This window comes from Martinezella lusitana (genome assembly GCF_014207095.1).
Taxonomy (GTDB): domain Bacteria; phylum Pseudomonadota; class Alphaproteobacteria; order Rhizobiales; family Rhizobiaceae; genus Rhizobium; species Rhizobium lusitanum_B.
In genome coordinates this window covers 274597-288683 of sequence record NZ_JACHBG010000001.1, presented here as the reverse complement: position 1 = coordinate 288683, position 14087 = coordinate 274597, and the positions used below count along the sequence as shown (strand labels likewise).

Sequence of the window (14087 nt, the reverse complement as noted above, 5' to 3'; positions counted from 1 at the left end):
CGATTGTGGAGAGAAAGCGGCGCTACGGCGCGAGCTCTTTCGTTTCCCGATGCCAACCTCATCGACAAGCAGGATTTTTTGTCGTAGAGACAGCGCATGTCGACTATCTGCGCATACGCCTCGCGATTTTATTCGTACCGCTGCTCTCAGCGGAGGCGGGCCTGTGCGTAGTTAGAGAAGACACGACAGCAAAGACCCGAACAGCCGCTAGTCTACCTGGCGGCTTTTTTGTCGCCACGGTATGACCCCGAAAGGAACCGATACCGTGTTGAATTCCACTGATGATTTGCGCATCGTCGAGATTACGGCGCTGACGCCGCCTTCTCGCATCATAGATGAGATCCCCCGCGACGAAGCGGTAACGAACACCGTTACTCAGGCGCGCGGCGCCGTTCACAATATCCTTCGCGGCAAGGACGACCGCCTGATCGTCGTCATCGGCCCCTGTTCGATTCACGATCCCGCCGCCGCCCGCGAATATGCCGCGCTGTTGAAGGAGCAGCGTGACCGGTTTGTCGGCGATCTCGAAATCATCATGCGAGTCTATTTCGAGAAGCCACGTACCACAGTCGGCTGGAAGGGTCTTATCAACGACCCTCACCTCGACGGCAGCTACCGTATCGAGGAAGGTCTGCGCATCGCCCGCAAGCTGCTCATCGACGTCAATGAAATCGGCCTGCCGGCGGGCTGCGAGTATCTCGACACCATCACGCCGCAATATATTTCCGACCTCGTCAGCTGGGGCGCCATCGGCGCAAGGACGACCGAAAGCCAGGTGCATCGTCAGCTGGCATCCGGCCTCTCCTGCCCTGTCGGCTTCAAGAACGGTACGAATGGCGACGTTCGCATCGCGCTCGATGCCATCGTTGCGGCTTCGCAGCCACATCACTTCCCTGCGGTGACCAAGGAAGGTCTTGCGGCAATCGCTTCGACCCGCGGCAACGAGGACTGCCACATCATCCTGCGCGGCGGCAAGCAGCCGAATTATGACACGGCAAGCGTCCAGGCGACCGCCGAGCAATCCCTCAAGGCCGGGCTCGAGCCGCAGATCATCATCGACGCCAGCCATGCCAACAGCAGCAAGAACCCGGAAAACCAGCCGCTCGTCGTCACCTCGGTTGCCGAGCAGGTGGCAGCCGGCGATCGGCGAATCAAGGGCATGATGATGGAGAGCAATCTCGTTGCCGGCCGCCAGGATCTCGTACCGGGCAAGCCGCTGGTCTATGGCCAGAGCATCACCGATGGCTGCATCGACTGGCCGACCTCCGTCCGCACGCTGGAAGATCTGGCAAAGGCTGTCCAGGCACGACGCCGGGCGGACTGATACCAGCCCCATTAGGGAGATTGGTTCGGGTCAAATACGCCGGTAGTGCGCGAGGCTCAGGTAGCTCTTTCTAGGCCCGCGCACATGCCACATCTCGGCCCAGACATCTGAGGCGCGAAAGAAGAGACGGCCCCGGTAGAGATCGGGGCCGCAATGATGGACTACATGCTGCGAGGCGTCTTCGCCGATGCGGATGAATTCCGAAAGATTGGGGAAACGCACGACGAGATCACCGTCTGTGCCGTCAAGCCGGTAGGTGCGGCTGCTTCTCAGGGTGACGTGATCGCTTCGCGTATCGCCATGTTCTTCAAACTGGACAGGCGTCACCAACGCCTGTCCCTCGAACGTGATACGGGTGCGGTTGAAGCGATCGATGATCCGCCGCTTCACCTCCCATGTGCCGAGAAAGAGGTCCAGCCGGTCGATACCGGCCGATCCTTCCATCAGGAGGCTGCGCGCTGAGCTGTATCAGCCTGCCGGCGGGGCAGCTTCCAGCCGGGCCGGGCAAAGTGGCAGGTATAGCCGTTGGGATAGCGCTCCAGATAATCCTGATGCTCCGGTTCCGCCTCCCAGAAATCGCCAACCGGTGCGACTTCGGTGACGACCTTGCCAGGCCACAGGCCGGAAGCATCGACATCGGCGATCGTATCGAGCGCAACCTGCTTCTGCTCTTCGCTGGTGTAGAAGATCGCCGAGCGGTAGCTCAGGCCGAGATCATTGCCCTGGCGATTAAGCGTGGACGGATCATGGATCTGGAAGAAGAATTCCAGGAGATCGCGATAGCTGATCTTCTGTGGATCGAAAATGATCTCAATCGCCTCTGCATGGGTGCCGTGATTGCGGTAAGTGGCATTGCGGACATCGCCGCCGCTATAGCCGACGCGCGTCGAGATGACGCCGTTGTAACGGCGGATGAGATCCTGCATGCCCCAAAAGCAACCGCCGGCGAGAACTGCACGTTCCGTTGTCATCTTACATCCTCCACTTGATCGATATAGGCGCCATAACCCTCGGCTTCCATGCTGTCACGCGGCACGAAGCGGAGAGAGGCCGAATTGATGCAATAGCGCAAGCCACCGCGATCGATGGGGCCATCCGGGAAAACATGGCCAAGATGGCTGTCGCCGTTTGCAGAGCGCACTTCTATGCGGACCATACCGTGCGAGATATCCGTCAGCTCACTGACGTTGGCGGGCTCGATTGGCTTGGTAAAGCTCGGCCAGCCGCAGCCGGAGTCGAATTTATCCGCGGAGGCAAAAAGCGGCTCACCCGAAACGATATCGACATAGATGCCCGATTGCTTGTTGTAGAGATATTCGCCTGTGCCCGGACGCTCGGTGCCGCTCTGTTGCGTCACGCGATACTGCTCAGGGGTCAGCTTGGCTACCGCTTCTGCCGTCTTGCTGTATTTGCTCATTCTTGTTCTCCTTGCCCGTCGGCACACATTTCGAGCTTGGCCAAGGCCTGCGGGGAGGAACCAGGGACGGGTATCAAGCTCGATCAGCGCTAAGGGAATGATTGCCTGCCCAATATAGGCATCACTCGGTCGATTTGCCATATCGATCACGCGTGCGTGACGCCCTGCCCTTGCGAGCGCTCAAGCATCCGCAGCGCAGGCAGCGACGTAGATTGCCGCGAGCGCTTCGATGCCGGCCTGATCGTCACGATCGAAACGGCCGGCAATCGGGCTGTCGAGATCGATGACGCCGAAAACCCGGCCATCGCGGAACAGCGGCACCACCAGTTCCGATTGCGAGGCAGCATCGCAAGCAATATGGCCCGGAAAGGCGTGCACATCCTCGACAAGGATCGATTCCGCTTTCTCGACCGCGGTTCCGCAGACGCCACGGCCCACGGCAATGCGCACGCAGGCAGGTTTGCCCTGGAACGGGCCGAGCACCAGTTCGTCAGCGGCTTGCAGAAAATAGAAGCCTGCCCAGTTGAGATCCGGCAACATTTGAAAGATCAGCGCCGATGTATTGGCGGCATTGGCGATAGCGTCCTTCTCACCGGCAAGCAGCGCCTGCAGTTGCCCTGCAAGTTCACGATAGAATTCAGGCTTGCTGTCGCTCTCAATCGCTTTTTCCGCAAACATCGCAGGTCGCTTTCTTTAAGTCTCTTGTCCTTCAGAAGCCGACATCAATCCTTGTCGTCCGGATCATCGGGGGGACACGGCCAGACCGCCGGCGCCTTCAGCCAGGATGGCAGCTTGGTGGAATTGTCGCCGCAGGCAAGATTGAGCTGTGCCTGCTGCAGGCCCGCCGCATTCGACAGATCAAGGCCTTCGATGCGGGTCAGATACATGAAGGCACCGCTGAGGGAGATCTGTCCCTTTATCACCGCGCCGCTCAGCGTCGCGCGAGACAGATTGGCAAACGAGAAATTCACATCCGACAGGACCGCCTTGTTGAAATCTGCGCGGCCAAGCTCAGCCTTCTGAAAATCAGCATTGGCGAGCTGCGCGCTGTCGAATTCCGCCCGCTGCAGTTCGGCATTGGCAAAGGAGGCGCCGTTGAGGGATGCGTTGCTGAAATCAGATCGATATGCCTCGATCTTTTTGAAATTCGCGCCATCTGCCTTGGCATTCTTCAGCCAGGCACGCACCAAGGTCGCTTTATCGAGGTTGGCCGATGTCAGGTCGGCATCGCTGAGATCCGTGCTGTCGAAGTGGGCGCCGGCAAGGTTGGCGCCGTGCAAATCGCTACTCTGCAGCATGATGTTGGTCTTGCTGCACTTGCTCCAATCCAGGCCCGGCGCGGGGACATTGCCGCAATCGGCGGCGCTGAGGAAATTGGTGCTGGAAGCGAGAAGAAATCCGGTGCTCAGGATCAGGATGCCGAGGCCTGTCGCGATCCCCAGCTTGCGCATGATCATATTGCGCAGCCGTCGCCACAAAGGCCCCTCGCCCGCCAATGCGGCCGCTCCTTCAGCAAAACTCATCCATCCCTCCACTATAGCGCCCACAAGCCACCCGTTGCCTGAGTCGATGCCTGTATTCCCTTTGTATATTGTGCTTCGTACGACAAAAAGAGCCGGCATTGCAAAAGCATATCTGAAGGGAGGCCGGATGCCGAGCGGGAACCGGGAAAGATGCTGTGATGGCTGATGGATCGAGCGCCAGAAGCCTTCACGGCGAAGGCTGGACAGTTCGTCTGTTGCTTGGGATTTTTCGGGATATATCGGAATTTTCAGCTGGTCGGAGTGGAGTGATTCGAACACTCGACCCCCACGTCCCGAACGTGGTGCGCTACCAGACTGCGCTACACTCCGTGACCAGCGGCGCTTCTATAGACCAGCCATTTTTGATGCACAAGCACCAATTTAAAAAAAGCGTTTGATTTTTGACGAAAAAATTACAGCGGCATCTGCCTAGAAAAACGGCAGGAAACGGGAGCCGAAATTGCCGGCGTGCAAAAGACGCAACAGATCGATTAAAATCCCTCTTGAACACGCGGATGGGAATTTTCTTTTGCCGGCTTTGGCGCTAAAGCCCTTAGCGGGACAGGTGGAAACGTCGTTGGACAGAGCGGCTTTCCGCAACCGAATGCGTGACAGAAGCTCAAGGACGACACGATGAATATCCGCATGATTACCGCGGCGGGACTGTTGCTGGCGCTAGCCGGTTGCAGCACCACAACCACGACGACAAAGACAGCAGTCATTCCGCTGCTCGCCAAGAACCCCGTTCAGGATCGCTGGGAAGGCAAGTCCGCAGGACGCTTCTTCGCAGCATACGGGCCGCCACTTTCCGATCGCGACGAAAGCGGCAATCGTGTCTACACCTGGCGCGGCGGCTACAAGAACCTCACCATCAAGACCAAGGACGGCAAGACGACCGGCAAGCGCTCCCTCAGCTGCAAGGCCGACATCGTCACCAACCAGAGCTACGAGATCCGTTCGATCCGCATCCTCGGCGACCAGCCAGGCGTCAGCGGTCCCTCCTATTGCGCCGAGCTTCTGGCACCATCGGAGAAGGTTGAAAAAGCCGAAAAAGCTGACAGCGCCGACTGAGGCCAAAGCTTCATCACGAGACAATGCCAGCGGGCGGTCTGCACGGGCCGCCTGCTTTTGTTTGTAGACTAACGGCCAGGATCTGACGTTCCACGAAATTGGGCACACTGACCCATCTTGCGAAAGGCGCATGCCTGCCGACAATTCTGTTACCGGGTGTCCACTGAACATGGAGAGAAGGAAGAGTGTGGCTGGGGCGCCAGGATTCGAACCTGGGAATGCCGGTACCAAAAACCGGTGCCTTACCGCTTGGCGACGCCCCAACAGAGGAAATGGCTGCAATATCTGCCAAATCGGCGTCTGATTAGCAAAGGTCGCTTGCCGCCACAATCACTAAGTTATGCGTGAACGCATATTTCTGTGTGCTTTTTTGGCGGCTATGATAGGTCTTGCTGCGCTGCAATCCGAATGAGGAGGCCCGATGAGCCAGTTTCGCGCCCGCCCGCCGGCTGTTCCCACCGTACTTCTCGATGACGCTGCCGTGCGCATTACGCGCTGGGATTTCGAGCCAGGCGCCGATACCGGCCACCATGTCCATGGCCTCGGCTATGTCGTCGTGCCGATGACGGATTGCCAGTTTTTGCTGGAAGAGCCCGGCGGCAGCCGCCGTGTCGACATCGCCAAGGGTGCCGCTTATCGGCGCGAGGCGGGCGTCGAGCACAATGTCGTCAACGCCGGCTCCGAGCCGATGTCCTTTATCGAAATCGAATACAAGCAATCATGAGCACACCTGACTTCGACCTTGCCTTCGAGCCCGCCTATGGCCGCGCCGTTCCCGTTGCACCCGGCATCGAGCGAATGACGGTCAACAATCCGAGCGCCTTCACCTTTCACGGCACCAACAGCTACATCGTCGGCAGCACGTCGGTGGCGGTCATCGATCCCGGCCCCGAAAGCGAGGCGCATTTCGCCGCCTTGATGGAGGCGCTGAAGGGCCGCGAAGTCACCCATATTTTCGTCAGCCACACCCATCGCGATCACTCGCCGCTCGCCAAGCAGCTGAAGGAGGCGACGGGCGCACTGACCGTCGGCGAAGGGCCGCATCGCTCCGCGCGACCGCTCCATCGCGGAGAGGTCAACCCCTTTGCCGAAAGCTCGGATATGGAGTTTCAGCCGGATATCGTGCTTGGCGACGGTCAAAGCATCTCCGGAGACGGCTGGCAGATGACGGCGCTGTTGACGCCGGGTCACGCAGCCAACCACGCCTGCTTCGCACTCGAGGGCACCGGCATCGTCTTTTCCGCCGATCATGTCATGGCTTGGGCGACGTCAATCGTCGCGCCGCCGGACGGTTCGATGGCCGATTACATGGCCTCGCTGGAGAGGCTTCTCGCCCGCGAGGACCGCCTGTTCCTGCCGGGCCATGGCGGGCCGGTTAAGGAGCCGGCCTCTTTCATGCGCGGCCTCAGAACCCATCGCCGCATGCGCGAGCGCGCCGTGCTGGAGCGCATCAAGGCCGGCGACCGCCTGATCCCCGACATGGTGAAGGCCATCTATCGCGACACGGACGCGCGCCTGCACGGCGCAGCGGCGCTTTCGGTGCTGGCACATCTGGAAGACCTGGTCGAGAAAGGCCGCGTCGAAACAGATGGCCCTCCGGCGTTGGCGGGAGCATACCGCCCCCTCTGAGAGGCCTCAGCTTCCCGCTATGCCCAGCAACTCGGCATCGAGCGCTTTCAGGAAGCCGTCTGCCGTGTCGGCGCTGACACCGAGATCGTTCTGCCCGTAGCGGGACGCGACGCGAATATCGACGAGCGTCGTTTCAGCTTCCTCGCGGATCCGGATCAGCACGTCGCAGGGCAGGCCGAAAATGCGGGTGCGCATTTCCCCCTGCAGGATGACGTCGGTGTTCTGGCGGATCAGATCGGCGACGCCATCCCGGAAGGGGCGCGGGGTCGGCACCGGAATGAAGTCAGGCATGTCGCCGACGGCGGTATCGTCCTGTGCTGGGCTGGCGCGCTGCTGGAGACGCATGCGGCGTTTGGGCTTCGCAGCGCCGTTCGGATCGGCCACCTCCGCGCCCTCTGCCTTGACGACGGTAATGTGGCTGTCCCTCGCCACCTTGCGCACGGCCTCCAGCACGCGGTCGGCAGCCCCTTCGTAGCGGCGGCTGATCAGGGCCGGATAAGCGTCGAATTGCGCCTGCCGCTCCTGCTCGTTCACCAGATGGCGCAACGGCAGCCAGATCTGCCTGGCGTCCGGTGTCGCCAACCATTGCGGCGGGTCGCTGAGATCAGTCGAGACTTCGTAGATCGGCGGGCGGGTCCAGAAGCGCTCCACGCCAAGGCCGAAGATGGCAAGCGGCAGGGCGGCATAGATGATTGCCTTGACGGCAGAAACGCCGCCGAAGGCAGCGCTTTGCCAAAGCTGGGCAAGACCGATCGCCGCCAGCACCACCGCGATCGCAGCGCAGCCCGCCGAGATCAGCATCAGCAGCACGAAATAGGGCATTTCCAGCGGCCCGAAACGATGCCCGATCAGCGTCACGCCGCACAGCACAAGCGCAAAGGCGGCGATGAGGCGCGCAGCGCGGGCAGCATGTGAAACAGGACGGTCGAAACGAATGGTCATCAAGTGCTCGTCGGCGCGTCGGATCGGAAGCCGGATGCACCGAATCCCGGATAAGTGATCCATGTTTAAAGCAGGAAATGATGAAAATAAATCTTAAGTCATGCCGTCCGTGAGCGATGCCTTGCCAAAGTTCAGTCCGGTGACGGATCGCCGAAAAACGTGAGCGCTTGCTTAAATTCCCTAAAAAGGCCATTCTTGGGCGTTTTATCGAGGCTTCGAAGGGACTTGATGAGATGGAACCGATGCTTTCTCAAGACATCGCAGCCCGGCCGCTGCCAAATGCGGCCATTGTCGCGGCAGACGCAACAGACCCGATATTGCCGCTTGAGCTTCTGGAACTGGAACTTTCCCTTGAGGGTTTTTCCGGTGGAGAGCCCTCCTTCTGCGAAGCTGTGAGGCGTGCCGCCGCGGCCGTGCATGGCGACTTTTTGTTCGATCTCCCAGCCACAGGATTGATCGCCGATTGCCGCCGGCTGGCGGTCATCAGAATTCCGGAAGGGAACACCACGATGCGCACCCTTTTTGCAGCGCTCGACGAAGACGGTGCAGAAATTCGCCTCCTGGAACCGGACGAGGAAACCGAGCATCTGCTGCGGTTCGCCGACGCCTTCGTCAACCTGGTGCAGCGGCTGCCCGAAAAGCCGAAGGAAGCTGCTCAATAGTCGTTTCGGCCTGCGGCGACGATAAGCCTTTCGCGCCATGCGGCGTAGCGCTATAATTCCAGTCTGCAAAGTTGCATTCAGGATACTAAGTCATGCGTCTCGTCGCTTCCATTTTCGCGCTCCTCGCAGTCGCTTTCGTGCTCTCCTCTTGCCAAACTGCCGAGGAAATACGAGCGGCCGATGAAGCGAGATGCGGTGGCTACGGCTTCAAACGCGGCTCGGAGAATTTCGCCAATTGCCTGATGAATCAGGATCTCAGTCGGCGAGCCGATCAGCGTGCGTTCATGGAAAGCAACGATGATTTCTTCTGGGGGCCGACGGTCGTGGTCGGCGGCCCGGGCTACTACCATCATCGCGGTTATTGGCGCCGCTGAACGAAGCGCGGCCCGATAGAACGCCTCCCGGAATCGCAAAGCGCGTCAGACTCTTGCCTTGATCGCCGCCTGCGCTGCAGCCAGCCGTGCGATCGGCACGCGGAAGGGCGAGCAGGACACGTAGTCCAGCCCGATGTCTTCGCAGAAGTGGATCGAGGCGGGATCGCCGCCATGCTCGCCGCAAATGCCGAGCTTCATGTCGTTGCGCGTGCGGCGGCCGCGCTCGGCCGCGATGCGGATCAACTCCCCTACCCCATCGAAATCGAGGGATATGAACGGGTCGTGCTCGATGATGCCTTTGCGCTGATAGGTCGGTATGAAAGCGGCCGCATCGTCACGCGATATGCCGAAGGTGGTTTGCGTCAGGTCGTTGGTGCCAAAGGAGAAGAATTCGGCGGCCTCGGCGATGATATGGGCGCGCAATGCAGCGCGAGGCAGCTCGATCATCGTGCCGACGAGATAGTCGATCTTCATCTTCGCTTCGGTCATGACGGCACGCGCCACCTCATCGATCCGGGCCTTGACGTAATCCAGCTCTGAACGCAGACCGACGAGCGGCACCATGATCTCAGGCACGACAGCGGCGCCCGTCTCGCGCGCCGCCAGAACCGCCGCCTCGAAGATCGCGCGTGCCTGCATCTCGACGATCTCCGGATAGGAAATCGCCAGCCGGCAGCCGCGATGGCCAAGCATCGGGTTGAACTCGTGCAGGGCGTCGACGCGCTGGCGCAGTATGGCCGGCTCCATGCCCATGCTGCCGGCAACCTCGGCGATCTCCTCGTCCGTCTTCGGCAGGAACTCGTGCAAGGGCGGATCGAGCAGGCGGATGGTGACCGGCAGGCCATGCATGATCGTGAACAGCGCGGTGAAGTCGAGCCGCTGCATCGGCATGAGTTTGGCAAGAGCCGTGCGACGACCCGCCTCGTCTTCGGCAAGGATCATCTCGCGCATCACGTGGATGCGGTCGCCCTCGAAAAACATGTGTTCGGTGCGGCAAAGCCCGATGCCCTCGGCGCCGAAGGAGCGCGCTGCTCGCGCATCGGCCGGCGTATCCGCGTTGGTGCGCACCGTCATGCGGCGGGAGCGGTCGGCCCAGACCATGATACGTCCGAAATCGCCTGACAGTTCAGGCTGAATCATCGGCACCTCGCCTTTCAGCACCTGGCCGGTCGAGCCATCGATGGTGATGATATCGCCCCTGGTCAGGATGACGCCGATGCCGATCAGCTTTTCGTTGCGCATGTCGATGCGCATCGTGCCGGCGCCGACGACACAGGGGATGCCCATGCCGCGCGCGACGACGGCGGCGTGGCTGGTCATGCCGCCACGCGTGGTCAGGATCGCCTCGGCCGCATGCATGCCGTGAATGTCTTCCGGGCTGGTTTCGATGCGCACAAGGATGGCCTTGCGGCCTTCCTCTTCAGCGACAATGGCCTCCTCGGCGGTGAAGACGATTTCGCCTGTGGCGGCACCCGGCGAAGCAGGAAGGCCAGAGCCGATGACCTCGCGGCGAACGCGCGGGTCGATGGTGGGGTGCAGCAGCTGATCGAGCGTCATCGGGTCGATGCGGGCTACTGCTTCGTCTTCCGTGATCAGCCCTTCGTCCACCATATCGACAGCAATCTTCATCGCCGCCTTGGTGGTGCGCTTGCCGGAGCGCGTCTGCAGCATCCAGAGCCTGCCACGCTCGATCGTGAATTCCAGATCCTGAACGTCGCGATAATGCGCTTCCAATTGCGAGCAGATGCTGCGGAACTCCGCGAACGCCTCAGGCATCAGCTTTTCCATCGACGGCCGTTCGTAGCCGGAGGCGATGCGGGCGACTTCAGTGATGCTCTGCGGCGTACGAATGCCCGCGACGACGTCCTCACCCTGCGCATTGACGAGGAATTCGCCGTAAAGTTCCTTCTCTCCCGTCGACGGGTTGCGCGTGAAGGCGACACCCGTCGCGGACGAATTGCCGAGATTGCCGAAGACCATCGCCTGGATATTGACGGCGGTGCCCCAGGCCTCTGGAATATTGTGCAGGTGACGATAAGTGACGGCGCGCGCGTTCATCCAGCTCGAAAATACGGCGGAGACGGCGCCCCAGAGCTGCACTTCCGGATCCTGCGGAAAGGCTTGGCCCAGCTCTTCCTCGATCACGGTCTTGTAGATCGAGACGACATGCTGCCATTCGACGGCGGTGAGATCGGTATCGAACTCATGGCCGAACCTGGCCTTCTCGTCTTCCAGAATGCCTTCGAAGACCTCGTTATCGAGACCCATGACCACATCGGCGTACATCTGGATAAAGCGGCGGTAGCTATCCCAGGCGAAGCGCGCGTCGCCGGCATCGTGGCCGAGCGCCTGCACCGTTGTGTCATTGAGGCCGAGGTTGAGAACCGTGTCCATCATGCCGGGCATCGAAGCACGGCCGCCTGAGCGGACGGAAACCAGCAGCGGTCGCTCGATGTCGCCGAACTTGCGCCCGGTAACGGCCTCCATCTGCTTCAGGCCTTGCATAACCTGCGGCTTCAGCTCGTCGGGAACTTTGCGACCATTTTTGTAATAGGAGGTGCAGGCGTCACAGACAATCGTCAGCCCCGGGGGAACCGGCAGGCCAAGGTTGCACATCTCGGCAAGATTCGCGCCCTTGCCGCCGAGCCTCTCAAAGTCTCCAGCACCACCCTCGGCCTTGCCGTCGCCGAATGTATAGACCCACTTCGTCATTGTCTCGTCCAACTCCCGAGGCTGAACTTAATTCATTGAGCGACAAATGAAAATCGGCAAATACGGCAAAATGTTGCGCCGCACAAAAAATACAGACAAATCGGCAGATTTCTCTTCATCGCCGATCGATTCGGAGTTAGCTATCGCTGATGCAATTTTTAAGGGCACTATTCAAAAAGCCAACAAATGCGCCTGCAACCGATTCGATCCCGTCCTATCGGATCTATACGCGCGAGTTCGATAAAATCCTCAAGGCCAGCCAGCTAGACGAGGTCCTGGGACCAATCTCAATTGAGCACGCCACAACGTTAGACGCGGCATGGCAACGATATCAAGGCGCGCTCCTTGATTGGCGTATGGAATGCAGTCTCGCCGCCCTAGAGGCTTCGCGGCTCGTGCGGATTCAAACCACGGAGCAGATGCGCGCCGACACTGTGGTTTCAATCCTAGTCGACCACTCCGGCTCGATGAGAGGGCAATCGATATTGCTGGCGGCAGCGACAATAGATGTCGCTACTGATTTTCTGGTGCACCTCGGCTGCAAGGTGGAAGTTCTCGGTTTTACAACAACTTCTTGGAAGGGCGGACAATCGCGAAAACACTGGCTTTCCGAACGCCCGCGACGAGCTAAGCCCGGACGACTCTGCGACCTTCTCCATATCATTTACCGGGCAGCAGATAGCAATTTTCCCCATGCTGGATACCTTAAGCCGATGCTGAGACCAGATTTGCTGAAGGAGAATGTTGATGGCGAAGCGCTACAATGGGCCGCAAAGCGATTATATGCGCGGCCTGAAACACGTAAGCTACTGTTGGTTATTTCCGACGGTGCCCCTGTAGATGATTCCACACTTAACGAAAATGACCCTCTTTTCTTATCAAGACATCTAACCGAAGTCATTGGAACCATTGAAACAGAGTCCGTTATCCAACTGGCTGCCATAGGCATAAACTATAGCGTGAATCGCTATTATCGTACCGCCGAAGAAATCGAACTTCCTCAAGATCTAGGTGTGTCTACGCTTCATTTTCTGCAGCGCTTGCTGCTGAACAACGAACCTCAGAAATCAGACTAAGCCAGCGTTTCCCGCCGCGCTAGGATCTTGTCGATCCTCATGCCATCGAGATCGATGATCTCGAAATGCCAGCCGTCAAAAGTGAAACTCTCGCCCACTTCGGGCAGATGACCGAGCTGGTAGAGCGCGAAGCCCGCGAGCGTGTGGAAATTCATGTCTTCCTCGCCCTCGCGCAGGCCGAGCCTCGCAAACGCGTCATAGACCGGCATCATGCCTTCCATCAGCAGCGAGCCGTCGGCGCGCTCGACGACATCGGGCGCTTCGTTCTCCATATCGGGGAGATCACCGGCAATCGCCTCCAATAGGTCTGTCTGCGTGACGATGCCTTCCAGACTGCCATATTCGTCGATGACCATGGCGAGGCGAACGGGCGCGCGCTTGAAATTTTCAAGCACCTTGAAGACGGCTGTGGACTCGTGGACAACCAAGGGCTGGCGGATGACGGCCATCGGGTTCAGCGGTTCGCCGTTCAAAAGCTGGTCGAGAAGATCCTTCTTCAGGATCATGCCGATCGGCTCGTCGATCGAGCCGCGCGCGACCAGAAGCTGCTCGAAGCGGCTTTCGCGAATGGTCTTGTGCATTTCCTCCACCGTATCATCGGCATCGATCCAATCGACCTCCAGCCGCGGCGTCATGATGTTGGAGACATCGCGGTTGCCGATATTGAAGACGCGTTCGACCAGATCCTGTTGTGCCTGTTCGAGCAGGCCGGCTTCCTGGCTTTCGGCGATCAAGAGTTTGATCTCGGCAGGCGAATGCAGCGAGCCTTCACCGGCGCCAGGCCGCAGCCCGAAAAGCCGCAGCACGAGATTGCCAAGGCCGTTGAGCACGGTGATGGCCGGGCGCAGCAGGAAGAGAAACAGGCCGAGCGGCCGCACCACGCCCAGGGCCGTACCTTCGCTGCGCTGCAAGGCGAGGCTCTTCGGCGCGAGTTCGCCGAGCACGATATGGAGAGCGGTGATGATGATGAAGGAAATAGCGACGGCGATCGCATGAGAGCTGGCCGCGGCCCATGCTCCGGGTAAGAAATCGAGAAGCGGCTCGAGAAGATGGGCAAGAGCGGGCTCGCCGACCCAGCCGAGAGCGAGCGAGGAGATCGTGATGCCAAGCTGTGTGGCCGCCAGATTGGCGTCGAGATTGTCGACCGCCTTCTGCAACGACTTGGCGTTCATCCGCCCTTCGGCAACAAGCTCCGCCACGCGGCTGCGGCGAACGGACACCAGAGAAAACTCAGCCGCAACGAAAAAGCCGTTGGCGGCAACGAGCAGCAGTACGGCAAGTATTCCGAGGAAATCGAAAATACCGCCACCAGATCCAGACATACTTCCCTTCCGGGCGGATTAGCGCCACATGTTGT

General features: G+C 59.8%; 15 protein-coding genes and 2 tRNA genes. 7 read left to right on the top strand and 10 right to left on the bottom strand.

Annotated elements, in window-relative coordinates; all coding sequences use genetic code 11:
* The first annotated feature begins 241 nt into the window (after window positions 1-241).
* Window positions 242-1324 (top strand): 3-deoxy-7-phosphoheptulonate synthase, encoded by a 1083-nt coding sequence (locus tag GGD46_RS01420; protein WP_184701082.1) that lies wholly within the window; start codon window positions 242-244, stop codon window positions 1322-1324.
* A gap of 30 nt (window positions 1325-1354) precedes the next feature.
* On the opposite strand, the gene GGD46_RS01415 is transcribed toward GGD46_RS01420, so the two are convergent.
* From GGD46_RS01415 to GGD46_RS01390, 6 genes are all read right to left on the bottom strand, one after another.
* The gene (locus GGD46_RS01415) at window positions 1355-1768 is read right to left on the bottom strand and encodes a DUF6314 family protein (RefSeq protein ID WP_184701080.1); all 414 of its coding nucleotides are present in this window, start codon (window positions 1766-1768) and stop codon (window positions 1355-1357) included.
* Window positions 1768-2295, bottom strand: a complete 528-nt coding sequence (gene msrA / locus GGD46_RS01410; protein ID WP_184701078.1) for a peptide-methionine (S)-S-oxide reductase MsrA — start codon at window positions 2293-2295, stop codon at window positions 1768-1770. Before msrA ends, GGD46_RS01415 begins: the two co-directional genes overlap by 1 nt.
* The gene (gene msrB, locus GGD46_RS01405) at window positions 2292-2741 is read right to left on the bottom strand and encodes a peptide-methionine (R)-S-oxide reductase MsrB (protein WP_184701076.1); all 450 of its coding nucleotides are present in this window, start codon (window positions 2739-2741) and stop codon (window positions 2292-2294) included. Before msrB ends, msrA begins: the two co-directional genes overlap by 4 nt.
* A gap of 180 nt (window positions 2742-2921) precedes the next feature.
* Window positions 2922-3419 (bottom strand): GAF domain-containing protein, encoded by a 498-nt coding sequence (locus GGD46_RS01400; protein ID WP_184701074.1) that lies wholly within the window; start codon window positions 3417-3419, stop codon window positions 2922-2924.
* 44 nt (window positions 3420-3463) lie between these two features.
* Window positions 3464-4198: a pentapeptide repeat-containing protein gene (locus GGD46_RS01395; RefSeq protein ID WP_184702199.1), complete on the bottom strand. Its 735-nt coding sequence runs from the start codon at window positions 4196-4198 to the stop codon at window positions 3464-3466.
* 319 nt (window positions 4199-4517) lie between these two features.
* Window positions 4518-4594: transfer RNA gene (locus tag GGD46_RS01390), tRNA-Pro, on the bottom strand.
* Window positions 4595-4897: 303 nt separating this feature from the next.
* Between GGD46_RS01390 and GGD46_RS01385 the strand changes: the two genes are divergently transcribed.
* Window positions 4898-5335 carry a hypothetical protein gene (locus tag GGD46_RS01385; RefSeq protein ID WP_184701072.1) on the top strand — a complete coding sequence of 146 codons (438 nt, stop codon included), beginning with the start codon at window positions 4898-4900 and terminating at the stop codon, window positions 5333-5335.
* A gap of 188 nt (window positions 5336-5523) precedes the next feature.
* Here GGD46_RS01385 and GGD46_RS01380 read toward each other — a convergent pair.
* Window positions 5524-5598 (bottom strand) — tRNA-Gln (locus tag GGD46_RS01380).
* Between the two features lie 158 nt (window positions 5599-5756).
* On the opposite strand from GGD46_RS01380, the gene GGD46_RS01375 reads away from it, so the two are divergent.
* Together GGD46_RS01375 and GGD46_RS01370 are read left to right on the top strand one after the other, a co-directional pair.
* The gene (locus GGD46_RS01375; RefSeq protein WP_184701070.1) at window positions 5757-6059 is read left to right on the top strand and encodes a cupin domain-containing protein; all 303 of its coding nucleotides are present in this window, start codon (window positions 5757-5759) and stop codon (window positions 6057-6059) included.
* Entirely contained in the window at window positions 6056-6964 is a 909-nt protein-coding gene (locus GGD46_RS01370) for an MBL fold metallo-hydrolase (RefSeq protein ID WP_184701069.1), read from the top strand. The genes GGD46_RS01375 and GGD46_RS01370 overlap by 4 nt, the downstream gene beginning before the upstream one ends.
* 6 nt (window positions 6965-6970) lie before the next feature.
* Here the strand turns inward: GGD46_RS01370 and GGD46_RS01365 are convergent, their stop codons facing one another.
* Window positions 6971-7906: a DUF1499 domain-containing protein gene (locus GGD46_RS01365; protein ID WP_184701067.1), complete on the bottom strand. Its 936-nt coding sequence runs from the start codon at window positions 7904-7906 to the stop codon at window positions 6971-6973.
* 242 nt (window positions 7907-8148) lie between these two features.
* Here GGD46_RS01365 and GGD46_RS01360 point away from each other — a divergent pair, with 242 nt between their 5' ends.
* Both GGD46_RS01360 and GGD46_RS01355 read left to right on the top strand, forming a co-directional pair.
* Window positions 8149-8568, top strand: a complete 420-nt coding sequence (locus GGD46_RS01360) for a hypothetical protein (protein WP_184701066.1) — start codon at window positions 8149-8151, stop codon at window positions 8566-8568.
* Between the two features lie 92 nt (window positions 8569-8660).
* Entirely contained in the window at window positions 8661-8942 is a 282-nt protein-coding gene (locus tag GGD46_RS01355) for a hypothetical protein (protein WP_184701063.1), read from the top strand.
* Between the two features lie 45 nt (window positions 8943-8987).
* Here the strand turns inward: GGD46_RS01355 and ppdK are convergent, their stop codons facing one another.
* Window positions 8988-11654 carry a pyruvate, phosphate dikinase gene (gene ppdK, locus GGD46_RS01350; RefSeq protein ID WP_184701061.1) on the bottom strand — a complete coding sequence of 889 codons (2667 nt, stop codon included), beginning with the start codon at window positions 11652-11654 and terminating at the stop codon, window positions 8988-8990.
* A 149-nt stretch (window positions 11655-11803) separates the two neighbouring features.
* Here ppdK and GGD46_RS01345 point away from each other — a divergent pair, with 149 nt between their 5' ends.
* Entirely contained in the window at window positions 11804-12730 is a 927-nt protein-coding gene (locus GGD46_RS01345) for a cobaltochelatase CobT-related protein (RefSeq protein ID WP_184701059.1), read from the top strand.
* On the opposite strand, the gene GGD46_RS01340 is transcribed toward GGD46_RS01345, so the two are convergent.
* Window positions 12727-14052, bottom strand: a complete 1326-nt coding sequence (locus GGD46_RS01340) for a hemolysin family protein (RefSeq protein ID WP_184701057.1) — start codon at window positions 14050-14052, stop codon at window positions 12727-12729. The two genes, GGD46_RS01345 and GGD46_RS01340, sit on opposite strands and share 4 nt — an antisense overlap.
* Window positions 14053-14087 lie beyond the last annotated feature (35 nt).